This window comes from Rhodocytophaga rosea (assembly GCF_010119975.1).
In the GTDB taxonomy this organism is placed as follows: domain Bacteria; phylum Bacteroidota; class Bacteroidia; order Cytophagales; family 172606-1; genus Rhodocytophaga; species Rhodocytophaga rosea.
Map to the genome: position 1 here is coordinate 4339366 of NZ_CP048222.1, position 24713 is coordinate 4364078.

The 24713-nt window shown below is 41.0% G+C and carries 21 protein-coding genes; 12 read left to right on the forward strand and 9 right to left on the reverse strand.

The features are described 5' to 3' along the window. Positions 1–66 precede the first annotated feature (66 nt). A complete protein-coding gene (gene odhB / locus GXP67_RS17955) occupies positions 67–1743 on the reverse strand; it encodes a 2-oxoglutarate dehydrogenase complex dihydrolipoyllysine-residue succinyltransferase (protein ID WP_162444402.1) in 1677 nt (558 codons plus the stop codon). Positions 1744–1808: 65 nt separating this feature from the next. Beyond that, positions 1809–4574, reverse strand: a complete 2766-nt coding sequence (locus GXP67_RS17960; protein ID WP_162444403.1) for a 2-oxoglutarate dehydrogenase E1 component — start codon at positions 4572–4574, stop codon at positions 1809–1811. A 291-nt stretch (positions 4575–4865) separates the two neighbouring features. On the opposite strand from GXP67_RS17960, the gene guaB reads away from it, so the two are divergent. The 4 genes from guaB (at position 4866) to lepB (ending at position 9058) form a co-directional block, all read left to right on the forward strand. Next, complete coding sequence (gene guaB / locus GXP67_RS17965) at positions 4866–6335, forward strand: IMP dehydrogenase (RefSeq protein ID WP_162444404.1); 1470 nt, start codon at positions 4866–4868, stop codon at positions 6333–6335. A gap of 152 nt (positions 6336–6487) precedes the next feature. Next, entirely contained in the window at positions 6488–7168 is a 681-nt protein-coding gene (tsaB, locus tag GXP67_RS17970; protein WP_162444405.1) for a tRNA (adenosine(37)-N6)-threonylcarbamoyltransferase complex dimerization subunit type 1 TsaB, read from the forward strand. A 54-nt stretch (positions 7169–7222) separates the two neighbouring features. After that, positions 7223–7732 carry a DUF2480 family protein gene (locus GXP67_RS17975; RefSeq protein ID WP_197901706.1) on the forward strand — a complete coding sequence of 170 codons (510 nt, stop codon included), beginning with the start codon at positions 7223–7225 and terminating at the stop codon, positions 7730–7732. A gap of 216 nt (positions 7733–7948) precedes the next feature. After that, positions 7949–9058 carry a signal peptidase I gene (gene lepB / locus GXP67_RS17980; protein ID WP_162444406.1) on the forward strand — a complete coding sequence of 370 codons (1110 nt, stop codon included), beginning with the start codon at positions 7949–7951 and terminating at the stop codon, positions 9056–9058. Between the two features lie 40 nt (positions 9059–9098). Here the strand turns inward: lepB and aspS are convergent, their stop codons facing one another. Continuing rightward, positions 9099–10856: an aspartate--tRNA ligase gene (gene aspS, locus GXP67_RS17985; protein WP_162444407.1), complete on the reverse strand. Its 1758-nt coding sequence runs from the start codon at positions 10854–10856 to the stop codon at positions 9099–9101. Between the two features lie 299 nt (positions 10857–11155). Here aspS and GXP67_RS17990 point away from each other — a divergent pair, with 299 nt between their 5' ends. Together GXP67_RS17990 and GXP67_RS17995 are read left to right on the forward strand one after the other, a co-directional pair. Beyond that, complete coding sequence (locus GXP67_RS17990; protein WP_162443353.1) at positions 11156–11587, forward strand: helix-turn-helix domain-containing protein; 432 nt, start codon at positions 11156–11158, stop codon at positions 11585–11587. Between the two features lie 5 nt (positions 11588–11592). Next, on the forward strand, positions 11593–12201 hold the full coding sequence (locus tag GXP67_RS17995) for an IS630 family transposase (protein WP_232065262.1): 609 nt from the start codon (positions 11593–11595) through the stop codon (positions 12199–12201). Between the two features lie 4 nt (positions 12202–12205). Here the strand turns inward: GXP67_RS17995 and GXP67_RS18000 are convergent, their stop codons facing one another. The 4 genes from GXP67_RS18000 to GXP67_RS18015 form a co-directional block, all read right to left on the reverse strand. After that, positions 12206–12712 (reverse strand): hypothetical protein, encoded by a 507-nt coding sequence (locus GXP67_RS18000; protein WP_162444408.1) that lies wholly within the window; start codon positions 12710–12712, stop codon positions 12206–12208. A 127-nt stretch (positions 12713–12839) separates the two neighbouring features. After that, a complete protein-coding gene (murB, locus tag GXP67_RS18005; RefSeq protein WP_162444409.1) occupies positions 12840–13856 on the reverse strand; it encodes a UDP-N-acetylmuramate dehydrogenase in 1017 nt (338 codons plus the stop codon). A gap of 434 nt (positions 13857–14290) precedes the next feature. Next, on the reverse strand, positions 14291–15490 hold the full coding sequence (locus GXP67_RS18010) for a proline dehydrogenase family protein (protein ID WP_162444410.1): 1200 nt from the start codon (positions 15488–15490) through the stop codon (positions 14291–14293). 94 nt (positions 15491–15584) lie between these two features. After that, positions 15585–16241, reverse strand: a complete 657-nt coding sequence (locus GXP67_RS18015) for a 2-deoxyribose-5-phosphate aldolase (RefSeq protein ID WP_162444411.1) — start codon at positions 16239–16241, stop codon at positions 15585–15587. Between the two features lie 595 nt (positions 16242–16836). On the opposite strand from GXP67_RS18015, the gene GXP67_RS18020 reads away from it, so the two are divergent. Next, positions 16837–18798 (forward strand): GAF domain-containing protein, encoded by a 1962-nt coding sequence (locus GXP67_RS18020; protein ID WP_162444412.1) that lies wholly within the window; start codon positions 16837–16839, stop codon positions 18796–18798. Between the two features lie 97 nt (positions 18799–18895). On the opposite strand, the gene GXP67_RS18025 is transcribed toward GXP67_RS18020, so the two are convergent. Next, the gene (locus GXP67_RS18025; RefSeq protein ID WP_162444413.1) at positions 18896–19771 is read right to left on the reverse strand and encodes a helix-turn-helix transcriptional regulator; all 876 of its coding nucleotides are present in this window, start codon (positions 19769–19771) and stop codon (positions 18896–18898) included. Between the two features lie 201 nt (positions 19772–19972). On the opposite strand from GXP67_RS18025, the gene gloA2 reads away from it, so the two are divergent. The 5 genes from gloA2 (at position 19973) to GXP67_RS18050 (ending at position 23760) form a co-directional block, all read left to right on the forward strand. Then, on the forward strand, positions 19973–20359 hold the full coding sequence (gene gloA2 / locus GXP67_RS18030) for an SMU1112c/YaeR family gloxylase I-like metalloprotein (protein WP_162444414.1): 387 nt from the start codon (positions 19973–19975) through the stop codon (positions 20357–20359). Positions 20360–20470: 111 nt separating this feature from the next. Then, positions 20471–21019, forward strand: a complete 549-nt coding sequence (locus tag GXP67_RS18035; protein ID WP_197901707.1) for a Crp/Fnr family transcriptional regulator — start codon at positions 20471–20473, stop codon at positions 21017–21019. Positions 21020–21080: 61 nt separating this feature from the next. Then, a complete protein-coding gene (locus GXP67_RS18040) occupies positions 21081–21437 on the forward strand; it encodes a bleomycin resistance protein (protein ID WP_162444415.1) in 357 nt (118 codons plus the stop codon). A gap of 130 nt (positions 21438–21567) precedes the next feature. Then, positions 21568–22893, forward strand: a complete 1326-nt coding sequence (locus GXP67_RS18045; RefSeq protein WP_162444416.1) for a NupC/NupG family nucleoside CNT transporter — start codon at positions 21568–21570, stop codon at positions 22891–22893. Between the two features lie 54 nt (positions 22894–22947). Continuing rightward, a complete protein-coding gene (locus tag GXP67_RS18050) occupies positions 22948–23760 on the forward strand; it encodes a metallophosphoesterase (RefSeq protein ID WP_197901708.1) in 813 nt (270 codons plus the stop codon). A gap of 205 nt (positions 23761–23965) precedes the next feature. On the opposite strand, the gene hisH is transcribed toward GXP67_RS18050, so the two are convergent. Continuing rightward, positions 23966–24592, reverse strand: coding sequence for an imidazole glycerol phosphate synthase subunit HisH (gene hisH, locus GXP67_RS18055; protein WP_162444417.1), 627 nt, complete (start codon positions 24590–24592; stop codon positions 23966–23968). Positions 24593–24713 lie beyond the last annotated feature (121 nt).

A 24713-nucleotide genomic window follows, 5' to 3' on the forward strand; every position in this document is an offset into this window, starting at 1 on the left:
GTGCAAAATTAAATAGGCTTAAAACAAGTCTGCCCGGATATTTCCAGGCAGACTATTTAGTTAATCTTAAATACCTAACAGCAACCTGGATGGATCTTCGAGCAGTTGTTTTACCCGAACTAGGAAACTTACCGACTCCCGACCATCAATAATGCGGTGGTCGTAGGAGAGAGCCACATACATCATGGGCCTGATCTCTACTTGTCCGTTAATGGCAACCGGGCGTTCTACTATATTGTGCATGCCCAGAATGGCAGATTGTGGTGCATTAATAATAGGCGTAGACATCATGGAACCGAAAACACCTCCATTGGTAATGGTAAATGTTCCGCCAGTCATTTCTTCAATAGTGAGCTTATTGTCTCTGGCTTTGGTAGCCAGCCGTATTACTTCCGCTTCGATCTGGGCAAAAGTCATAGATTCAGCATTGCGGATCACTGGCACCACCAGGCCTTTTGGGGCAGATACAGCGATAGATATATCGCAAAAATCATTAAACACCATTTCTTCTCCATCAATCATCGCATTTACTGCCGGCCATTCCTGCAGGGCAATACACACTGCTTTGGTAAAGAAAGACATAAAGCCTAAGCCCACATTATATTTTTCCTTGAATTTATCTTTGTATTTAGCCCGCAAATCCATAATCGGCTTCATATCTACTTCATTAAAAGTAGTCAGCATTGCCGTTTCATTCTTTACAGCTACCAGTCTTCTGGAAACAGTTTTACGTAACTGAGTCATTTTCTGCCGACGTTGATTGCGGTTCCCGCCGCCAGATGTTACAGAAGGCTGAGTATTTGCAGCCGGCGCTTTTTCCTGAGTTGGTGCAACCGGAGCTTTAGGCTGTGGCTTCTCTGCCTGCATCGCATCTGCTTTGGTAATCCGGCCATCTACGCCTGTACCTTGTATTTGCTTAGGCTCTACTCCTTTTTCTGCCAGAATTTTTGAAGCGGCTGGTGAAGCATGTCCAGTGGCATACGTAGTAGTTTGCTGATTATCTGCTACTGGTGTTTGCTGGGCAGGTTGTTTTCCAGGTTCCTGGGCATTCTTATTTTCTGCCTGTAATACTTCCTTAGGAGCGGCATAGGCATCTTTATTAGGCGTAACACTTCCGTTGGTAGTAGTTGCTGCACCGCTCGTTTCAATTCTGCAAATCAGATCGCCAATTGCTAAAGTTGTCCCGGCCTGAGCTACAATCCTTAAAACGCCTGATGCTTCAGCCGTGAGTTCAAAAGTAGCTTTGTCTGATTCTATCTCACACAAAACATCATCCAGTTGCACGCTATCGCCATCTTTTTTATTCCAGCTGGCAATGGTAACTTCAGTAATAGATTCGCCAACGGCAGGTACTTTCATGTCAACTACCTGTGTTTTCTGGGTGGTTTCTTGCATAGGTTTAGTTTTTTGTTCAACAGGCACAGGAGCCGGATTGGCAACAGTTACTGGTGGCACAGGTGCTGGTTTTACTGTTTTTTCTGCGACTGGTTCAGATGGTTTTGCACCATTTTTTTCTTCAATCCGGCAAATCAGTGTACCTATCGGAATGGTTTCACCTTCCTTTACCAGTATCCGCAGTATACCTGAAGTTTCTGCATTCAGCTCAAAAGTCGCTTTATCTGACTCGAGTTCGCACAATACCTCTTCGGCGTTTACGGAATCTCCGTCTCTTTTGTGCCAGCTGGCAATGGTAACTTCGGTGATCGATTCGCCCACGGAGGGGACTTTTACATCTAAAGACATGCGTGTATATTTTTGTGAGTAAGTTTTTTTCTCAGGCCTTTTTCAAAAAAGCCTGAGTACATACTTTATTCTAAAGCTTTTTTAATAATTTCTGCTTGTTCTTTGGCATGAACTTTTGCAAAACCAGTGGCTGGCGAAGAACTCGCTTTACGCGAAATCAATTCCATGGCAGTGTATTTATACGCCCTCAGGATATAACTCCAGGCGCCCATGTTTTCAGGTTCTTCCTGTACCCAGCATACTTTTGCATTTTTGTTATAATTGGCCAGTACGGCATACAGTTGTTTGGCAGGGAAAGGATGTAATTGTTCAATACGGATAATAGCTACATCTTCCCGCTTGTTGTTCTGGCGTTCTTCCAGCAATTCATAATATAGCTTACCTGAACATAGCAATACTTTCTTTACATTTTTTCCCTTTACCTGCTCATCTCCAATCACTTCCTTAAAGCTGCCTTTGGTAAATTCTTCCATAGGAGAAATGCACAGAGGATGCCTTAACATAGATTTTGGCGACATTACTACACAGGGCTTACGGAATGGCCAGGCCACCTGACGGCGCAATAAATGGAAAAAGTTAGCAGGTGTAGTTACATTAGCCACAATAATATTGTATTCAGCCGCCAGTTGCAGAAAACGTTCCGGACGGGCATTGGAGTGTTCTGGTCCTTGTCCTTCATATCCATGCGGTAGTAGCATCACCAGGCCATTCATCCGCTGCCATTTGCTTTCACAGGGAACTATAAACTGGTCAATCATTACCTGAGCTCCATTTCCAAAATCTCCGAACTGTGCTTCCCACACCACCAGTGCATTGGGGTTGGCCATCGCATAACCAAATTCGAATCCCAATACGCCATATTCAGAGAGTAAAGAATTATAGATTTTAAAATCAACCTGATCTTTGTCGATATAATCTAAGCTATCGTAAGGCTGGTTGGTATTGGCATCGTGCAGCACAGCATGGCGGTGGGAGAAAGTGCCTCTCTGCACATCCTGTCCGCTCAAACGTACCACTTTATTTTCAAGCAGAATGGAACCATAGGCTAGAAGCTCTGCGGACGCCCAGTTAAGCTGCTTAGTTTCAAAGAACATTTGCTTACGGTCTTTGAGCAGCTTTTCAATCTGTTTTAAAGGCTTGAAGTTTTCCGGGACATTGATCAAGGCATTGGCCACTTTCTGTATTACCCCTTCAGACACACCGGTATCCGGAGATTTTTCAAAATCTTCAGGCGTAGAACGGCGAAGGGCATTCCATTCCTCTTCATTTTTCTGATAGGCATAGGGCAAAGGTGACTGTTTTACCATGTTCAGGCGGTCTTGCAGAAGATTTCTGAACTCAGCATCCATTTTTTCCGCCAGCTGGGCATCTACATCTCCTTTGTCAATCAGTTTTTTGTTATAAATCTCCCTAGGATTCGGATGTTTGGAAATTACATTATAGAGAATAGGCTGTGTAAATTTGGGTTCGTCGCTTTCATTATGTCCATGCCGACGATAGCAGACCATATCAATAAAAATATCCCGGTTAAACTCCTGCCGGAATTCTACAGCCAGTTTTGAACAGAAAACCACTGCTTCCGGATCATCGCCATTTACGTGCAGAACCGGAGCATCTATAATTTTGGCTACATCCGTGCAATAAATACTGGAACGGGCATCCATAAAATCAGTGGTAAAGCCTACCTGGTTGTTTATCACAAAGTGAATGGTGCCACCAGTATAATACCCTGCCAGTTTCGACATCTGCGTTACTTCATACACAATGCCTTGTCCGGCAACCGCCGCATCGCCATGAATAAGAATAGGCAATACTTTGTCATAGTCACTTTTGTATAATACATCAGCTTTTGCACGGGCATATCCTTCCACCACCGGGTTTACTGCTTCCAGGTGTGAGGGATTAGGTGCTAATTTCAAATGAATTTCTTTTCCGGATGGCGTAACAATCTGAGAATCATATCCCATGTGATATTTTACATCACCGTCGCCCATGGTCAGGTCAGGTACAGCGGTTCCTTCAAATTCATTGAAAATGTTCTCATAGGTTTTACCCATCGTATTGCAGAGTACATTCAATCTGCCCCGGTGCGCCATTCCAATAATTACTTCATTCACCTCCATATCAGCCCCTTTATTGATAATAGCATCTAAAGCAGGAATCGTGGTTTCGCCACCTTCCAGGGAAAAGCGCTTCTGACCGATATATTTGGTATGCAGAAAATTCTCAAATACAACTGCCTCATTCAACTTTGAGAGAATCCTCTTCTTTTCATCAATGGAAAAATTAAAGGCGGGATACTCCTGCTCGCACTTCTTTTTAAACCATTCCAGCACTTCCGGCTCGCGGATGTACATGTATTCAAAGCCTACCGGGCCTTCATAAATGCGTTTGAGCGTATCTACTATCTTGCGGAGCGGAGCGGAGCCTATTCCTAATTCCCGGCCAACCTCAAAAACAGTATCCAGGTCATTATCAGTTAAGTCAAAATCTTTTAAGTCCAGTAATGGTTTGCGGTCTCTGCGCTCCCGGACAGGATTGGTTTTAGATTTTAAATGTCCCCGGGAACGGTAAGCCATAATCAGGTTACGAACTTTGATTTCCTTATCAATAGTACTGGCCGGAACAGTTGCTTCCGTTTTAGTTGGAGCAATGGCAGTTTCTGCACCATTTATTTTTCCGTTGCCATTGTTATAGGTTTGATAAAACTCAAATCCTTCAAAAAATTTTTGCCAGGTAATATCAACCGAGGCAGGATCTTGCCTATAAGATTGATAGAGCCCTTCTATGTATTCCCCATGGGCATTGGCTATGTATGAAAACTTATCCATAAAAACGTGATTTCCCTATTTTCTGCAAAGATACTTATAATTTACAAGATGAATACTTGCATAATCGCTTAAGCAAATATACGGTTAACGCTACATGTAATATTTCTATTTAAATAAACGCTTGTAATTAAGATATTGCAAATTAAAGAATTAATTATATTTAAAGGGAAAAGATGGCTATTATTTCACAGTTTGCTGTCTTTCTAATTTTATTTAAAATATAAATTTTTTTAATATCAAATGGATTGCTAATTTTACGTGGCAAATAACCATACCTAACGATTATTTGCCATGATCCCAGACAACGCTAAGTTTATCTTCGAAGCGCTTACCTACGACGACGTTTTATTACTCCCTGCTTATTCTGAAGTTCTGCCACGTGATACTAACACGGTAACACGGCTCACGCCCAACATTAGTTTAAACATTCCGCTGTTATCCGCAGCCATGGATACGGTTACAGAATATGAACTGGCCATTGCCATGGCACAGGAAGGAGGTATTGGTATCATTCACAAAAACATGTCGGTAGATGAACAGGCAGAACAGGTACGGAAGGTGAAACGCTCCGAAAGTGGAATGATATTAGACCCAATTACTTTAGACACGACAGCTACCCTGGGTGATGCACAAAAAATCATGCGTGATTTTAAAATCGGTGGCATTCCAGTAGTAAATCAGACAGGTCATCTGGCTGGCATTTTGACCAACCGGGATTTACGTTTCCAGAAGGAAATGGGAAAGCCGGTGATAGAAATTATGACCAAAGAAAACCTGATTACCGCGCAGGAAGGCATAGACCTGGAGGAAGCAGAGCAGATATTACAACAATATAAGATCGAGAAACTACCTATCATCAATAAGGAAAATAAGCTGATCGGACTGATTACCTATAAGGATATTCTGAAGAAAAAAAGCCATCCTAATGCCTGTAAAGATTCTTTTGGCCGTTTGCGGGTAGGAGCGGCTGTGGGCGTAACTCCAGAACTATTGACCAGAATTACTGCCTTAATCAGAGCCGGGGTAGATGTAGTAAGTATTGATACAGCGCATGGCCATTCAAAAGGAGTAATTAATGCGTTGAAAGAAGTAAAAGCCTCTTTCAAAGACCTGGAAGTAATGGTAGGCAATGTAGCAACCGGAGAGGGAGCAAAAGCATTGGCTGATGCAGGAGCAGCCGCTGTAAAAGTAGGCGTAGGTCCCGGAAGTATTTGTACCACCAGAATCATTGCCGGGGTAGGGATGCCCCAATTATCAGCCGTATATGAATCCGCCAAAGCCTTAAAAGGCACAAATGTTCCGGTAATTGCCGATGGAGGCATTCGTTTTTCCGGTGATCTGGTAAAAGCCATTGCTGCTGGAGCAAGTAGTATTATGGTAGGTTCTTTACTGGCAGGTACAGAGGAAGCGCCGGGTGAAATGCTCATTTACGAAGGACGCAAGTTTAAAACCTACAGGGGAATGGGTTCTGTAGAAGCCATGGAAGATGGCTCGAAAGACCGCTATTTCCAGGATGCAGAAGATGATGTAAAAAAACTGGTGCCTGAAGGTATTGTGGGCAGAGTGCCTTTTAAAGGTAAAGTATCAGAAGTAGTTTATCAGTTAATTGGTGGATTAAAAGCCGGAATGGGGTATTGTGGGGCACCAGATATTCATGCACTCATGCAGGCAAAATTTGTAAAGATAACAGCTGCTGGTGCCAGAGAAAGCCATCCGCATGATATTCAGATTATCCGGGAGGCTCCTAATTATAGCCGTTAATTTCTTAATTATTGCATTCGATATACACAAAGCTGCCGGAATTCTAACTGGTGGCTTTGTGTGTTTCTTACAGGCTTATCTTTTGATAATAGCTGAATCAATGTAAGCCTGTTTGTATGCCTTATTATACTCATTCCGCTTTTTAAATTGTGATGGCATTAATTTTAAGTATAGAAACTGCTACAAAAGTCTGTTCGGTGGCCTTGCATCGGCAGGGAAAACTATTGGGTGTATCGGAGTTGTTCTCAGAAAAATCACATTCAGGTGCCATCACTTTGCTGATTCAAAACCTGGTCACTTTATCAGGCTTTCAATTAACGGATATAGAGGCTATCGCCGTTTCCAAAGGTCCGGGTTCGTATACAGGTTTACGTATCGGAACGGCTACGGCAAAAGGATTATGCTTTGCCCTGGATAAGCCTTTGATTGCTGTGCATACCCTGGAAGCCATGACCTATGGTTTAATACATAAAATACCGGGAAATGATTACTTGTTTTGTCCGATGATAGATGCCAGGCGGATGGAAGTATATTGTGCCGTATATCAAAAGGATTTGCAGGAAGTATGGCCGGTGGATGCCCGGATTATCAATGAAAATTCTTTCACAGAGTTACTGTCCATTCATAAGATCATCTTTTTTGGGGATGGGGCTGCTAAGTGTAAACCATTGCTTTCTCATTCTGAACATACCTGCTTTGTAGAAGATATATATCCTTCAGCCGCCGATGCTGGCGAATTGGCATATCAGAAATTTACCCAGCAAATCTTCGAAGATATAGCATACTTTGAACCTTTTTATCTCAAAGAATTTTTCTTTAAAAAATCTGGTTAAGGCATTGTTGGAGGTTCTGAGTAGAAGAAAAGTTCGTTCATATTTTTTATAACTATGCAAGAAGATATTATTATAAATAAAGTAGCCAGCAGCGGACTCATTACCCTGGATTTAGAACAATACTACCATACAGGCGAACGGGTAGAATACGACATTGCCCAGAACCTCTTTCATGGCTTGATCTTACGAGAAAAAGATTTCAGGGAGTTTTTAAAACAACACGACTGGTCGCAATACGAAGGGAAAAATGTAGCCATTATCTGTTCGGCGGATGCCATTGTGCCGACCTGGGCATACATGTTACTGGCTACACATCTGGAACCTTATGCTAATCTGTTTGTATTTGGGGATCTGGAAATGCTTGAGAATGCACTTTTTGGGCAAGCTTTAGCTAAAATTGATGTAAATGAATATAAAGACAGCAAGGTAGTAGTGAAAGGATGCAGCAAGGTGCCAGTGCCGGTGTATGCCTATGTAGAAATAGTCCGTTTACTAAAGCCGCATGTACGTAGTATTATGTATGGAGAACCATGCAGTACCGTGCCTGTATTTAAGAGAAAATAATCTGGGGAAACCCAACTTCAATCTAAATTTTATCAAAATCTAGACTAAACAACCGTTCAACACGAAAGTGTTGTTTGCCTGTTAGAACAGAAGTATATTTTGTGCATATACCTATGCTATGACTTCTTTTTAAGTCACAGTATAGTGATGTATGGCCAGAATCTTTTCAAAGGATCAAAGCCAATTTTCTCTTGTACAATATATATCTGCACACGCATGAAATTATTTTCAACAAAAATAGCGGAATCTGCAACTGATTCTCAGGCAAAACCAAAGAAAAGCCCATTCCGTGAGTGGGCAAAATCTATCCTTTTTGCGGTAGTTGTGGCTACACTTATCCGTGGATTGTTTATAGAAGCGTATGCGATTCCTACCGCTTCGATGGAAAAATCGCTTCTGGTGGGCGATTACTTATTTGTAAGTAAGATACATTATGGGGCCAGAATGCCTTCTACACCCCTGCAAATTCCCTTTACTCATCAAACCATTGGCGGAAAGATTCCTTCGTATCTGGATTGGATTCAGTTGCCTTCCTACCGTTTGCCCGGATTAACTTCCGTACAGCGTAATGAAGCGGTAGTATTTAATCTTCCTTCAGAAAAAGGCCATCCAATGGACTTAAAAACATATTATGTGAAGCGTTGTGTGGGCATTGCTGGAGATACGCTTCAGATTAAAGACCAGCAAGTATATGCCAATGGAAAGCCTTTGGAGAATCCGGAAAAGATGCAATTCAGCTATTATCTCACTTCAAGCCAGGTTTTAAATCAGCGGTTTTTCCACAAGTATGATATTACAGACGTAACCTCTGTGAATGAAGGATACGTAATCCATACCAGTAAGGAAACAGCCAGTAAACTTAAGCAATTTGCTTTTATAACGGATTTGTTGCCACTCCATTATGAAGCTGGTACGATGAATGGACAAGTGTTTCCCAAACAGGTAGATTTATCCTGGACGATAGATAATTTTGGACCGCTATATATTCCCAGAAAAGGTGATAAAATTACATTAACTGCACAAAATATAGCTTTGTATAAAGACATTTTGCTGGAATATGACCACAATAAAGGAATGGAAATAAAAGATAACAAGGTATATCAGGAAGGAAAGGAGTTACAGGAATATACCTTCAAACAAAATTATTATTTTATGATGGGAGATAACCGGCACAACTCCGAAGATTCACGTATGTGGGGATTTGTTCCGGAAGATCATATTGTTGGAAAGCCTTTATTTGTCTGGTGGTCTGTTGACCAGAATGCCAGTTGGTCAAATCCTCTTTCCAAAATAAGATGGAATAAAATCGGAAGTATAATTGAGTAACAAAAGAAAGGGAGTCTTAAAAGCTCCCTTTCCTGTTGGCTTATTTCTTAGACAAATGCACCCGGACGTTTAATTCTTCCAGCTGTGCATCCGAAATAGTAGAAGGCGTATCAATCATTACATCCCGGCCAGAATTATTCTTGGGGAAAGCAATAAAATCCCGTATAGAATCAGCACCACCAAACAGCGAACACAAGCGGTCGAAACCAAAGGCAATACCACCATGTGGGGGAGCACCATATTCAAACGCTTCCATGAGGAAGCCGAACTGCTTACGGGCTTCTTCATCGGTAAATCCAAGCTGTTTAAACATAAGTGCCTGTAATTCCCGGTTAAATATCCGGATAGAACCGCCGCCGACTTCTACACCATTGATTACCATGTCATAGGCATTAGCACGTACTTTTCCAGGATCACTTTCCAATAGATGGATGTCTTCTGGCTTGGGCGAAGTGAACGGATGGTGCATGGCAAACCAGCGCTGCGCATCTTCGTCCCATTCAAGCAAAGGAAAATCTACTACCCATAAGGTGGAGAATTTGGATTTATCTCTGTATCCCAGTCTTTCTCCCAATTCTAATCTCAGTTCAGAGAGTGCTTTACGGGTTTTGTTGGCTTCTCCAGATAAAATCAGCAGTAAATCCCCTGGTTGGGCTTGCAAACGTTCTGCCCATTGTTTCAGGTCAGCTTCTGAATAAAACTTATCTACCGAAGATTTCAGCGTACCGTCTGCATTATATTTTACATACACCAGGCCTTTTGCGCCCAATTGCGGACGTTTTACAAATTCGGTGAGTTCATCGAGTTGCTTGCGGGTATACTCTGCACAACCTTTAGCACAAATACCCACAATCAGTTCAGCATCATTGAAAATAGCAAAATCTTTTCCTTTGGCTACCTCATTCAATTCCACAAAACGCATGTCGAAACGGGTATCAGGCTTGTCATTTCCATAATACTTCATCGCATCAGCATAGGTCATTCTAGGGAAGTCAGTCAGTTCAATGCCTTTTACCTGCCGGAATAAATGGCGTACCAGTCCTTCGAACATATTCAGAATATCTTCTTGGGTAATAAAGGACATTTCACAGTCTATCTGCGTAAACTCAGGCTGACGGTCAGCACGCAGATCTTCATCCCGGAAACATTTTACAATCTGGTAATAGCGATCGAAGCCAGAGACCATCAGTAATTGCTTAAAAGTTTGTGGGGATTGTGGCAAGGCATAAAACTCACCTGGATTCATCCGGGAAGGGACTACAAAATCACGGGCTCCTTCCGGCGTTGATTTGATGAGTACCGGTGTTTCTACCTCAATAAACTGCTGGCTATCCATATAAGTTCTAGTTTGCTGCATCATTCTGTGGCGCAGTTCCAGGTTTTTCCGGACAGTATTGCGGCGCAAATCCAGATAGCGGTATTTCATACGCAGGTCGTCGCCACCATCCGTTTCATCCTCAATCAGAAAAGGAGGCAGTTTAGCAGGATTCAACACTTCCAGTTCACTTATCCGGATTTCAATATTTCCGGTAGGCATTTTATCATTCTTTGCCACCCGTTCTACCACTTTACCAGTCGCTTTCACGACAAATTCCCGTCCGAGAGTACGCGATTTTTCAATCACAGCAGCAGCACTTACGCCTTCTTCAAAAATGAGCTGGGTTACGCCATAGCGGTCGCGCAGGTCTATCCAGATCATGCCACCTTTATCTCTTACTTTTTGCACCCAGCCGCACAGGGTAACTTGTTGATTTACATGTTCGATTCGTAATTCTCCACACGTATGACTTCTAAGCATATTACAGTTTTATTGGAAACAGGCGCAAAGATAGTAAGTGCTCAGAAAAAATAGCAATAGGAATCAATTTATTAAACAGTGTCGGTTTCCGGTCAAATAATTAATTCAGGAAAAATGGCTAAGTAAGATATCAGTATTCAGTAATAGAAAATATATTCTGTGCAGATAGTTTTAGTTCTTCATTGGAGAGATACTACTTCTACATCCGTCACCGCATTTGTTATTTTTTATTACTTCTATCGGTAGTAAGTAAGAGTACACAATTAAGTATAAGATTTTGGCAAATTGTATCTTTGCTTATGCGTTATATCAAGGAGATTACAGACAAGCAAAAACAAGACTTAGAGAAGATTCATAAAGATAGTAAAAGTTATCAGGAACGTAACCGTTGCCAATGTATACTGTTATCCAATCAAGGCTATCAAGTACAGAAGTTAGCAAGCATTTTTCAAGTAAGTCAGTTAAGTATTTATAAGTGGTTTGATCGCTTTGAGAAAACAGGTGTGGTAGGGTTAAAGAACCAAAAAGGGAAAGGCAGAAAACCCATCCTTACTACCAGTAATGCTACCCATGTTGAAGTAGTGGAAAATAGCATAGAGAAAGAAAAACAACAACTTAAATTAGCTAAGCGAGAGATAGAAGCTAAATTAGGCACGGCTATGAGTGAGATGACCTTGAAGCGGTTTTTAAAAAAATTGACTACCGATGGAAACGTTTCCGTAAATGGATAAAGCCATTGCAAAACAAAGAAGCATATGAGCAGAAAGTCAAGCGATTACATGCTTTGCTTTATTTGGCACAGACAGGCAGTATAGATTTATATTTTGGAGACGAATCAGGGTTTTGCCTTACCCCTTGTGTACCTTATGGATGGATCAAAAAAGGCGAACACGCCCCTATTTTATCCCAAAGAAGTACAAGGATAAATGTATTTGGCTTGTTAAGTACAGACAATGAGTTGCTTACTTATCAGAAAAGTGGGAGTCTAAACGCTGACTTTATCATTGAATGTGTAGAGGCCTTCTCAACATCTATTTCCAAGTTTACTGTCATAGTCTTAGACAACGCCTCCTGGCATACATGTGGCCTATGGGAAGTCAAAAAAGAAGAATGGGAACAGAAAGGATTATACATCTTTTTGCTGCCTAAGTATAGTCCTCATCTTAACAGGATCGAACGATTTTGGAAGCAGGTGAAATATCATTGGCTCAAAGCCGAAGACTATCTGTCTGTAGAAGCGCTTAAGGAGGCACTTTATACCATCTTTTCAGGATTGGGTACTTACTTTAAACTTGATTTTAAAAAACTTGAAGTAGATGAAAATATTATACTTAATTGTGTTTAATTACTTAATACCAATCTCCAATAATATTAGAAATGCTTTTAATATGATCAAACCCAAAAGTAAGCGGTTGATCGGTTTTCTCAGATACTTTCAAAGCATATCCTCCCGAGTTGTGTAAAAAACCTCCTAATTCAAAATAACAATATCCGTCTTGATAAAAGCAAGGGCTTAAGCTTTGATAGTTTTTGAATAATATATCTCTTTCCGCTTTCTGAAGCTGAAAACTGGGTTCTTGTAAAATCCAGTCTCCATTAATCCGCTCTGCTACAGGAACACTATTTTGATATTTACTAAAAATATTAATAGTTGATCCGTTAGCCACATATAATGTACTAATTCCAATTAAGTCTCCTATCCATTGAAAGAAAAGTAAGACTAATAAGCAATGAGTTACAAAGAGATACAATCTAGCTTTAGTTTGATTTTGTCTGTAAAGAAAACCAATTAAGCAGATAAGTAATCCAAGAATCTGTAAAAATACGAGTAGGGAAAAAAACACATTTAAATTCATTATCAGACATCGTAATGAATAAAATAGTCCTAGTACTAATATATTCAGCCGAATACGCCTGCTATAACTTCTATAGCCTTCCAATTTCTTATGCTTCTAAAGAGATCAGTGTATAAAAAAGTGAAGCTTATATAAAATTCACTTCCGCATGCAGGGCAATGCCAAACTTTTCGAGAACAGATTGTTGTACCTGTTCAGCTAAAGCTTTAATCTCGTTGCCATGAGCGCCTCCGTAATTTACTAACACTAAGGCCTGGTTTTTATGTACACCGGCTTTTCCTACAATTTTACCTTTCCATCCGGCTTGCTCAATCAGCCATCCGGCAGGCACTTTTACCGTATCGGGAGAAGTAACGTACCCAGGAGCAGCCGGATATTTTGCCTGGAGTTCTTCATATTGTTGTTTAGGAATTTCCGGATTTTTGAAGAAGCTGCCGGCATTTCCTATTTCCTTAGGATCTGGAAGTTTACTGCGGCGGATATGAATAACAGCATCGCTCACAGCCCGTAAGTTTAGCTCTGCTACATTCATTTGTTTCAACGTATCCTGAATAGCACCATACGAAACATTGAACTGGGCGACTTTATTTACCCGGAAGGTAACACTGGTGATAATGTACTGGCCTTTAAGTTCTTTCTTGAAAATACTTTCCCGGTAGCCAAACATACACTCGTTATGCGAAAATATGCGGACATCGCCCGTTTCTATGTGTACTGCTTCCAGGCTTTCAAAGGTCTCTTTAATTTCCACCCCATAGGCACCAATATTCTGCATGGGAGCCGCACCTACGGTTCCTGGAATCAGCGACAAATTTTCAAGACCGGCATAGTTGTTTTCAATACAATACATCACCAGATCATGCCATACTACTCCGGCACCAGCTTTCAGGTACACATAGGTATTATTCTCCGCTATTTTCTGAATGCCCTTGATGTTGATCTTAATAACCAGCCCATCAAAATCCTGGGTGAACAGAAGGTTACTGCCGCCTCCCAGAATCAGCTTAGGAATGGAACGGTACTCTGGAAGTTTGAGCACTTCCTGTAATTCGGCCTGGGAACGTACTTCTGTAAAAAATGCAGCTTTCGCATCAATGCCGAATGTATTGTAAGGCCGGAGCGAAATATTCTTTGCAATAGTCATGGGGTGTATAACAGATACCATGCAGGCAAGTTATCTGGTTTTCTACAATTTTATTATACCTGTAGAAAGGGTAGCATGTAATAAATTATTCCAGAAGATGGAAGTTAGAAGAAGGAACACAAAAAGCGAGGATTCTCAAACTCTTTTGCTTTCCTACACTTTATGAGCTTTATAAACAAAGTTAATTTTAACTATTTTATGATTGAGTTATGTCCCTGTCAAAAACTTAGGCCGTCCTTACTTTTATTTTGCTTGCCCAAAATAAAAGTAACAAAACAAAAGGGCAAAATGAAAAATGCTTCAACGCTCATAGCCAACGCGCACCCCGCTTTTCATTTATCCTCCGCACATGGAATATTTATTTGATTATTTGTTAGCTTCCTTACTTATATCATTATGTCCACAACCGGATAAACCAATACACATAATAGTCCTCATCGTCCTGCCTGTGCTTTTTTTCGGCGCCTAAGTTCTTTTTGAATCAATTTATATTCCCGGCTGCTTTGTCCGGAAATGGAAGTATTTTCTTCTGCTCTTCGGAACAAATAAGGCATTACTGCTTCAATGGGGCCATAGGGAACATATTTGGCAACATTATACCCTGCTTGGGCCAGATTATAGGAAATATGGTCGCTCATGCCATAGAGTTGTGCAAAATATACCCTGGGGTCTTGTGGGGTTATCCCATGTTTTTCCATCAACACGGTGAGGTAATAATTGCTTTGCTCATTGTGGGAGCCGGCACAAATGGAGATACGCTGTTTTTCATTCATGCAAAATACCAGCGAGGAGTCAAAATCACGGTCGGTACTCTCTTTATCCGGCTGGATGGGGTCTGGCAATCCTCTTTTGGCGGCTTCGTCCCGTTCTTTTTCCATGTAAGCGCCCCTTACCAGTTTAGCACCCAAGTAATAATTGTTCATGGCCGCATAGTGGAAGGCTTTTTTGAGATTTTCCAGGCTTGCTTTGCGGTACATTTGATACGTATTATACACAATGGCTTGCTCCTTATTATATTTTTCCATCATGGCGTAGGCCAGTTTATCAATGGTATCCTGAATCCAGCTTTCTTCCCCATCTATAAATATGCGTACTTTATTTTCGTAGGCTTTTTTGCAAATCGCATCTACCCGGCGGCGGGCCAATTCATAACTGGCAATTTCCGGGTCGGTCATGTGCGTGCGCCGCTGTACTTTTTCCAATACTTCGCTTGCCGCAATACCCGTTACTTTAAACACCGAAAAAGGAATATTGGGATCTCCTTTTGCCCGTTCGATGGTAGCTATAATTTCTCTGGCCGTAGCATCAAAGCTTTGTTCGGTTTTTTCGCCTTCTACTGAATAATCGAGAATCGTTTTAATGTTGTAACTGGCCAGACTTTGAATGGCCCCTTCGCAATCGGCAATCGTTTCGCCGCCACAGAACTGTTCGAACAAGGTATATTTTATGGGCGTTTTTACAGGCAAGCGGAAGCGTAGCGCCGTCTTTATGAAGAAAGTACCTGTATTTACCAGCATATTGCTATTCATGGCGGCAAAAAGCAGGTGCATTTTTTTAAGGTCTAAATCAGATTTGGAAGCAAAGGCAGTGGCCGTATCTTCAAAAGAAACCGGTACTTTTTGAGTAAGTGTCATGTATGGATATTAAATAAACAACTAAACAGCTGTTGCCAGCAAATATAGGTAAAACAGAACTAAGACGTGGTTTGTTACAGCCTGAGCGAATAACTTAGGATGTCTTTTCTAAAAAAGCTACGGATGGTACGCAAAGCAGATCTGTTCCGGCATCAATGAATTTTACATATGTCAGTTCATCTTCCTCTACCCAGGTTTTAATGCCTACCGATTCAGGCAACAGATTTCTCAAGTGGATTATGGCGGAATATGGAACACTTACCGAAACAAACGCCGGATATAGACATACATAATCTGCTCCGGCATCGGCACAGAGCTTACAAAATACTTCTTCTTCATGCGCCTGCCCGATACGAAAACCATCAGTCATTACGGTAAATGTGGCTTCCCTGGCATGTACCAGGTGAGCAAACCTGGCAATTTCAGCCTTTACCCAGTTCATACGATTCGATTTCCAGGCTGATAAATTAATCATAAGTTCTATGCTTTGAGCCCCATCGGCAAAAGCCAGTTCCATTTCTGCGATCTTCGCCTCCGTACGCTGAAACCCAAAAGGATAGCCAATAACTGTGGTAAGCTGCACACTGGTACCTGCAGTTTCCCGGCTCGCTTTTTTTACCCAATATGGAGGCACACATAAGGCACCTAGTTGTAATTGTACAGCCAGTTGGGCAGCTGCATCAATCTGGGTATCTGTTACCAGGGGATTCAGTAAAGTATACTCAATATACGGATGAATGGCTGATTGCATAGTGTTGTTTTTTAGTCATAAGTATCCCGTCTTCGGTAATGGGCGGGTTTTGCCCGTTCAACCAAATTGTGGAAAATGTGTAAGGTGTAAGAAAAACAGGCTTTCTGTATACTTTTTCAAACTTACCTCTCCTTCTTTCCAGGTTATACTCGCCCAATCGACTTAAAGTTATATGGAAATTGACAGGTATAGGTATGATTTTTTCATACTTACGATGAAAATACAGGTATGAAATGAAACAATACTTATTTCTCCCTCCAGCAGGCAAATAGCGGAGGTAACCGGGTATAGCCAGAGAATAAATAAAAGTATGGTAAGGTTCTATTTAGAATCAACTGTTCCGGGTATGTGCTGTGGATATGTTAAGAGAAAATTGAATGCATACAAAACAGTATTCGCCTTTAGAATTGCCAAAAAGTTGCTATTAAAATTACATAACCGCAGGTATATCTTTCGTTCACAAAAGCCTTGTAAATAAGCTATTGGTTGGCGGGAAATAAAATTGTCTATAAATTAAGTCAACCAAGTATACTTTATCTCAACTGCAAACTATGGGTTAAGCAGGCGGCACTGTCTGTTATTCACCATTACATCTATGAAGTTAACTAACCTCAGTCTGGCAACAAAAATCAAGCTTGCCTTTTTGGTAGTGCCTGTAGCCCTGATCATTGTTATTACGGTATACAGTGGTTTTAACCTGATTAGTCAGCAAAATGAGCTTAAACGGTCTACAGCAACTCAGGTATCTGAGAGTGTAATTGAAAAAGTAGACAGGAATTTTTATGAACGGTTCGGCGACGTACAAGCTTATGCCTTTAATCGCCTCGCTGTGGAAACAGCATTGACTGACAGTATATCCGGACAGGCGCAGACTTTTATCAATACCATGACCGCCTATTATGTGTTATACGACCTGATGATGATCGTGGGCAAGGATGGAAAAGTGATTGCTACCAATACAACAGATAAGAACGGGTACAAACTGCAAACAGAATTTTTAACCGGGAAGGATTTTAGCAGTTCAGAGTGGTTTAAAATATGCACTTCTCCCAAAGGACCCGAAGGAGGCGCCTGGTATTCTGATTTTGAGGCAAATCCTTTTGTAGGGCAAATTCATGGGAGCAAAGGTTGGGGTATGGCCTATGCGGCCCCTATCCGCGATGATCTGGGGAATGCTATCGGCGTATGGTATAATTTTGCAAGCTGGAAAGAGGTAACGCAGGGAATCCGGCAGGAGGCACTACAGGCTTTAAAAAAGAGCGAGCCAGGCGCAGAAATCTTCTTGCTCGACGATAAAAGCAGGATTATCGACGCTTCCGACGAAAATCTGGTACTGAAAAGTAAACTGGAAGCCAGTGCACTCCAACAGGAAAACTTTACCCTGATTTCAGAAGGAAATACCTTGCAAGGCAAAGATTTTACGCACGGACATGCCGCTTCTGCAGGGGCATATACCTATAAAGGAAAAAACTGGAGCTGTGTAACCATTATTCCAAAAGCTGCTATTTCACTGGCTAATTTTTTTACCACTGAATTACTTCTCATCGACTTTTTATTCCTGGGGATTGCTTTCCTGGTGGCTACTACTATTTCAGGTAATCTGGTCAGGCAGATTTATCATTTACGGGATATAATTAATAAATTAAGCACAGGCGATTTATCAAACTTTGAGGGTGGACAGGCTGGGAAAGATGAACTGGCGCAAATGGCCTTGTCAGTAGAGGTTCTGGCAAAAGGCTTACAACAAACTTCTACTTTTGCGGAAGAAGTAGGCAAAGGAAATTTTGAAGCCAGTTTTACTCCGCTCAGTGAAAAAGATACCCTGGGTAATTCCCTCATTAAAATGAGCAATAACCTGAAACTGGCTGCCGAAGAAGATAAACGCCGTAACTGGTCTACGGAAGGGCTGGCCCGTTTTTCTGAAATTATGCGTAATACCAATGATTTAACACTACTCTCCGAAGCGCTGGTGAGTAATCTGGTAAAATATCTGAAGGCCAGTCATGGAAGCCTGTTTATTGTAAATAATACGCAGCCACAGGCGATCCAGCTGGATCTGGCGGCCTGCTATGCATACGACCGGAAAAAGTTTATCAGCAAAAGTATTCTTCCTGGGGAAGGTTTACTGGGAGAAGCCTATTTAGAAAAAGCGAGCATTTACAAAACAAAATTGCCCAAAAACTATATCAAAATAGCTTCTGGCATGGGCGACGGCGATCCGGCTTGCCTGCTGATTGTGCCGCTTAAAATCAATGAAAAGGTAGAAGGTCTTATTGAAATTGCATCCTTTACGGTGCTGGAGCCCTACCAGATAATATTTGTAGAAAAACTGGCAGAAAACATTGCTGCCTCTATTGCAACGGTAAAAATAAACCAGGTCACCAGAAAATTACTGGAAGAATCGCAGCAACAGGCTGAACAGATGCGGGCACAGGAAGAGGAAATGCGCCAGAATATGGAAGAATTGATTGCTACCCAGGAAGAAATGCACCGGAAAGAAAACGATTATCTGCAAATGATTGAGCGATACAAGCAGAAAACAGAAGCGGAGGAGTAAAGATCGTTGCTAGTTAGTAATTGTCGTAGGCTGTCGAATCACATATATATTCCACTTACCTGCTAACAACGAATAACCAACAACGATCAACGATTTTTCAGGCAGAAAGCACAATTGGTTCCTCTACATCCATGCTCCTTATAAAATCGACCAGGCTATCTTCATGCGATAAATTAAATTTCTTGCGCAGCCGGTAACGGGCCGATTTCACACTTTCCGGCGCAATGCCCAGAATAGCCGCAGATTCTTTCAGATTCAGATTGAGCTTAACCAGGGCGCATACTTTCAAATCATTATTGCTCAGGTCAGGGAAACGATCTTTCAGGTTTCTAAACAAGCTGGGATGCACCTGGGCAAAATGAAGTTTAAAATTCTCCCAATCCTTATCTATGTGCAGGCTGTTGTCTAACAGGCGCTTGATGTGTTTAAATTGCTGAGGCATCTGCTCAGAAGGTGTTTTTTTTAGAATCTCAATATGATTACGCAACTCTTCGATCATCTCATTTTTCTGGAGTAAATTCATATTATAGGAAGCAAGTTGCTGGTTTTTAATTTCCAGTGCCCGTTGTAATTCTTTTTCTTTCAGCAACCTGTTTTCCAGCTCATCCTGCAAGATCGACTGCCGGCTCTCAGCTAACTGGCGGTTCTTGTGTAAGTGTGTTCGCTGCATTTTGTACAAAAGTCCGCTGATAAGCAACATCACTACCATACCTGAAAGCATAATATTCATATATAATGCATCCATTTCCTTCTCCGGGGTGAGTAACGTAAGGGGTCGATTTTGCAAAGGTTGATTCTTTGTTTCCTCATATACACTTTTGATCAGATCAGGGGTATCTTCAGTCTGGTTACCTTCTGATACATTTTTATAATTTGAAATATATGGGTTTAATAGGACGATCCCCTCATTGGAAGAATAGGCTGTTGAGTTATAGCAAAAGACAAACAGGTAAAAAAAAAATGCCGATTTCATAGAGATAAGTTTTTTGTTGGTGCCTGCAAAGTAAACAGCTGTTGCCTCCAAAACGGATATGCTAAAAGTATTAAGACGTATGAGAAAAGTATTTTCCGGATGAAGGCAGAAAGTGCGGGAAACCATACATAAAAAGAGTGAAAGAATGTATTAGGTCGCATAAACTTATATTTTTGTAATTGTTTTTTATACACCCTGCTTATGCAACTTGCTAAAATTCACCATATTGCCATTATCTGTTCGGATTACGAACGTTCAAAAAAATTCTATACGGAAGTATTGGGCTTACCAGTCATTCATGAAACTTTCCGGGCAGAACGGAATTCATATAAACTGGATTTAGCGGTGGGCAATCAGGCACAAATTGAACTGTTCTCTTTTCCCGATACACCAGAACGTATCAGCCGTCCGGAAGCCAGAGGATTGAGGCATCTGGCTTTTCAGGTGGAAAATATTGATGCTACTGTGCAGGAATTGGAAGCCCACCAGGTGAGTTGTGAACCCATCCGGGTAGATGACATTACTGGCAAACGGTTTACTTTCTTTACTGACCCCGATGGATTACCTCTGGAATTATATGAAGCATAGAAACAGACTTCACCTACTATTTTTCGTTTCTGAAATGCCGGCAAGCCGACAGAAGCTGGTTGCAAGTGAGAAAAGAAACTTCATACATTTAAAATAACAGCAGACCTTCCCATGATAACACATGATATTGTAAGCACAATCGGACAATTCTCTGCTACAGAAATAGCCTTGTTTGAAAAACACACCACAAGAGAAACATTCAATAAAAATGATATTCTATTAAATGAGGGCGAAATTTGTCAGTCTGTTTACTTTGTTGAATCAGGCTGTTTCTTTCAGTTTCAGTTGAATGAAATCACTGAAACTATTATTGACCTGCATCTGCCAAAAGAGTGGGTATTTAATCACCAGAGTATCATAGCACAATCACTGTCAAAGACAGTGATTAAGGCTTTTAGCAGATCAGAGGTAGTTAAACTAAGTTTAAGCAGCTTGCATCATTTAATAGCTACATCTCAAGCCTTTTTGCAATTCGGGAGAATTTTCAATCAGGTGAATGACCGGACGTATCTTTTTGATAACTCATTAAATCCCGCACAAAAGTATGCGTACATACAAGAAGCTAAACCCCAGATCGCACAACTGTTTCCGATAAAAATGATTGCATCTTACCTTAAAATGGCTCCGGAAACATTGAGCCGCATACGGGCTAACTATTGAATTTCCTGATCTGGATCAAGTGCTATTGAGGGAAGGAATCGCCATTTTTACAGAAAAAACTATGCTGACAGATATTAATCCTAAACTGCCCATGCGTGACAAAGTGGTCACCAGAGATTTTTATATCCAAAAATTAGGCTTTAAAGCTATTGGAAGTGCAGACTATGATGGGTATCTGATGGTGCAAAAAGACAAGATACAAATTCATTTTTTTGAGTTTAAAGAACTTGATCCTCATGAAAATTACGGACAAGTGTATATCCGGACAGATAATATAGACGCATTGTATCAATCTATGCTGGACACCGGGCTACCTATACATCCTAATGGAAGTTTGCAAACAAAACCCTGGGGACAAAAAGAATTCTCGATGCTCGACCCGGATAATAATCTGCTTACGTTCGGACAGAGCGTATAAAATTTAAGTCATTGGGTGATACAATAAGACTACTAATCAATGACTATTGGCCAATGAATTTCCTGTGGCTTTCCTGAATAAAAATACTTATCATTGTAAATTGTCTTAATTTTCTCAACCCAATTTACGGATGGAGTACCTCAGAGGAATAATCGGGATTATCGTCCTGGTTTCAATTGCTTTTGTTTTTTCAGGAAATAAACGGGCTATTGACTGGAAACTGGTAGGAACTGGTATTTTGCTGCAGATTATTTTTGGGTTTCTGGTGATTAAAGTGCCAGCAGCTCAGGCTGTTTTTGGAGCGATCAGCCGCGGGTTCGTCATTTTCCTTGATTTCTCAAAAGCGGGCGCTGAATTTATTTTTGGTGAACTGGCTAAAAATTATGCACCAGATGATCCCAATGCCAAACACCAGCTCGGGCTTATTTTTGCTTTTCAGGTACTGCCTACCATTATTTTCTTCTCTACTGTTTCTGCCGGCTTGTATTACCTTGGTGTGCTTCAGAAGATTGTATATGGCATTGCCTGGGTAATGGCCAAAACAATGCGTTTATCCGGGGCAGAAAGTTTATCGGCCGCTGGTAATATTTTTATGGGGCAAACAGAAGCACCCTTACTAGTTCGCCCTTTTGTGCCCAGAATGACAAAGTCAGAACTGCTCTGCCTGATGACTGGCGGGATGGCGACTATTGCCGGAGGTGTACTGGCGGCGTATGTGGCATTTCTGGGCGGCGATGATCCGGTACAACGGGCTGCCTTTGCGGCGCATTTATTAAGTGCTTCTATTATGAACGCTCCTGCTGGTATAGTCATGTCGAAGATGTTGTTGCCAGAAACAGAATACGACAAAATTGATACAGAACTGAAAGTAAATAAAGAAAGCCTGGGTGTAAACCTGATCGATGCCATGTCTACCGGTGCGGCTGATGGCCTCAAACTGGCATTGAATGTAGGGGGTATGCTGCTGGCGTTTATCGCCGTAATTGCATTTGTAAATTATATGCTCATTAACCTGGTAGGCAGCTGGACCGGCTTGAATGAATGGGTACAAACCAGCAGTAATGGCAGTTTTCAGAACTTTTCTCTCGAATATATTTTAGGACAGGTATTCCGCCTGCTTGCCTTTGTGATGGGTGTTGAATGGAAAGATACGCTGGAAGTGGGCAGCTTGCTGGGGCAAAAAACGGTAATTAATGAATTTGTAGGGTACCTCGGCTTGGCAGAAATGAAAAATGAAGGTACGATTAGTCCACGGTCTATTATTATTGCGACCTATGCGCTTTGCGGATTTTCTAATTTCAGTTCGATTGCCATACAAATCGGGGGTATTGGCAGTATGGCACCCAATCAACAAGGAAATCTCTCCCGCTTAGGTATGACGGCTTTACTGGGGGCTACTCTGGCATGTATGATGTCGGCTACAGTAGCTGGGGCGTTGGTGGGAGATGGGCAGTAGTTATTTATTACCTACAAGATATATACATTAGTACCATATTAAAAGAAACAATCATTGACTAGAAGAAAACTTATTAGTGCAGGTTTTTTAATGTTATCAGGGTTAGTTCTAACAGATGCGTTATGGTTTGAAAGATTTTTTATAGAAATTAATGAGTTTTTTATTGGAAATACTGACAAGAACCAATCACAAATTCAAGTTGTCCAAGTATCAGACTTACATTTAAATTCTATTAATAAGCCCCTAAGGAAGCTCGCTCAAAAAATTAATAAAGTTAAACCAGACATGGTTCTAATTACAGGTGATGCCATTGATAAGTCCGAAAATATTTCCTTGTTAGACGATTTTTTAAAACTCATAGATCACCACATTCAAAAAGTAGCCATCCTTGGAAATTGGGAATATTGGGGAAATATAGACTTAAATCGATTAAATGATATTTATAAGGGTAGTAATTGCGACTTGTTGATTAATGAAACCAGGCAGTATAACTTCAGGAACAAAACCATTTCAATCACTGGAGTTGATGATTTTATCGGAGGCAATGCAGATTTTGAACTGGCCATAGCAAAATATCAGCAAGGTGATTTTCATATTGTATTAAATCATTGCCCTCAATATAGTGATACAATTGGTCTTAAAACTCCTGAAAATATAAAAATTGACCTGATTCTATCTGGACATACGCATGGAGGTCAGATTAATCTTTTTGGCATCATTCCTTTTCTGCCTCAAGGTAGTGGTAAGTATGTAAAAGGTTGGTATAAAAATAATTTAAAAAATATATATGTTTCAAAAGGGATTGGGACTAGCATCTTACCATTAAGGTTTGGCGCACGAGCTGAAATAGCAATATTTAATCTATAAGCATAAACAATAACATTAGTTTCAGGCGGTTTGTGGCCTTTCCTACGCACGACAATTACACTGCCTTTGAACAACACTGGAAAGTATACTTCAATGTTTGCCAAGGAAAACTTATTGCACGGGATATAAGAGAGTTAAATAATTCTCTGTTAACTTAGGCTCTATATTATAGATAGCATTTACTCTTCACCAATTGACAATTTTATTAATTACTTACCAGCATTTTCTCCCGAATACTGATAAAATTAGCTAAGATGGAAGCTCCTGCTTCACCGCTTTTTTCAGGGTGGAACTGACAGGCATAAAAATTATCCTGGTGCAGCATAGCGCTGAACGGATGGATATAATTAGTGGTAGCAATCGTATATTCGCTCATTTCGGCATAGTAGCTGTGCACATAATAGACATACGCCTGTTCCGGTAAGCCTTTCAGCAATACAGATTTGTAGTCATAAATAGTATTCCAGCCCATATGTGGAATCTTTACTGGTTCTGTGCCGGAAGTCAGGCTATTATCAAATTTTCTTACCGCAATGTCAAAAATATTGAGGCAATCGGTATTGTTTTCTTCCGAGTGGCGGCACATCAACTGCAAACCCAGACAAACGCCGAGTACTGGCTGTTCTAAAGTGGGAATAATTGTATCCAATCCTTTTTGACGCAGGTAATACATAGCAGTGCTGGCTTCTCCTACCCCCGGAAAAATCACCTTATCAGCTGAACGTATCTCCTGTTCATCATCTGATAATACAGGTTCTATGCCTAATCGCTCCAGGGCATATTTTACCGATTGTACATTCCCAGCATTGTATTTTATGATAACTACTTTCATAGGCAGGAAATAATAAGTGTTAACTTAGGCCCTTTACCTCCTACGTGAATAAACGGGCATAATGTTTATACAAACATACGTAATCTGGGTTGTATTAGCTACTTTTCGTTGCTGTACTTTA

Coding starts and splice junctions, on each gene's coding strand:
- odhB (WP_162444402.1), bottom strand. CDS start 1,743: ATGTCTTTAGATGTAAAAGTCCCCTCCGTGGGCGAATCGATCACCGAA.
- GXP67_RS17960 (WP_162444403.1), bottom strand. CDS start 4,574: ATGGATAAGTTTTCATACATAGCCAATGCCCATGGGGAATACATAGAA.
- guaB (WP_162444404.1), top strand. CDS start 4,866: ATGATCCCAGACAACGCTAAGTTTATCTTCGAAGCGCTTACCTACGAC.
- tsaB (WP_162444405.1), top strand. CDS start 6,488: ATGGCATTAATTTTAAGTATAGAAACTGCTACAAAAGTCTGTTCGGTG.
- GXP67_RS17975 (WP_197901706.1), top strand. CDS start 7,223: ATGCAAGAAGATATTATTATAAATAAAGTAGCCAGCAGCGGACTCATT.
- lepB (WP_162444406.1), top strand. CDS start 7,949: ATGAAATTATTTTCAACAAAAATAGCGGAATCTGCAACTGATTCTCAG.
- aspS (WP_162444407.1), bottom strand. CDS start 10,856: ATGCTTAGAAGTCATACGTGTGGAGAATTACGAATCGAACATGTAAAT.
- GXP67_RS17990 (WP_162443353.1), top strand. CDS start 11,156: ATGCGTTATATCAAGGAGATTACAGACAAGCAAAAACAAGACTTAGAG.
- GXP67_RS18000 (WP_162444408.1), bottom strand. CDS start 12,712: ATGAATTTAAATGTGTTTTTTTCCCTACTCGTATTTTTACAGATTCTT.
- murB (WP_162444409.1), bottom strand. CDS start 13,856: ATGACTATTGCAAAGAATATTTCGCTCCGGCCTTACAATACATTCGGC.
- GXP67_RS18010 (WP_162444410.1), bottom strand. CDS start 15,490: ATGACACTTACTCAAAAAGTACCGGTTTCTTTTGAAGATACGGCCACT.
- GXP67_RS18015 (WP_162444411.1), bottom strand. CDS start 16,241: ATGCAATCAGCCATTCATCCGTATATTGAGTATACTTTACTGAATCCC.
- GXP67_RS18020 (WP_162444412.1), top strand. CDS start 16,837: ATGAAGTTAACTAACCTCAGTCTGGCAACAAAAATCAAGCTTGCCTTT.
- GXP67_RS18025 (WP_162444413.1), bottom strand. CDS start 19,771: ATGAAATCGGCATTTTTTTTTTACCTGTTTGTCTTTTGCTATAACTCA.
- gloA2 (WP_162444414.1), top strand. CDS start 19,973: ATGCAACTTGCTAAAATTCACCATATTGCCATTATCTGTTCGGATTAC.
- GXP67_RS18035 (WP_197901707.1), top strand. CDS start 20,471: ATGATAACACATGATATTGTAAGCACAATCGGACAATTCTCTGCTACA.
- GXP67_RS18040 (WP_162444415.1), top strand. CDS start 21,081: ATGCTGACAGATATTAATCCTAAACTGCCCATGCGTGACAAAGTGGTC.
- GXP67_RS18045 (WP_162444416.1), top strand. CDS start 21,568: ATGGAGTACCTCAGAGGAATAATCGGGATTATCGTCCTGGTTTCAATT.
- hisH (WP_162444417.1), bottom strand. CDS start 24,592: ATGAAAGTAGTTATCATAAAATACAATGCTGGGAATGTACAATCGGTA.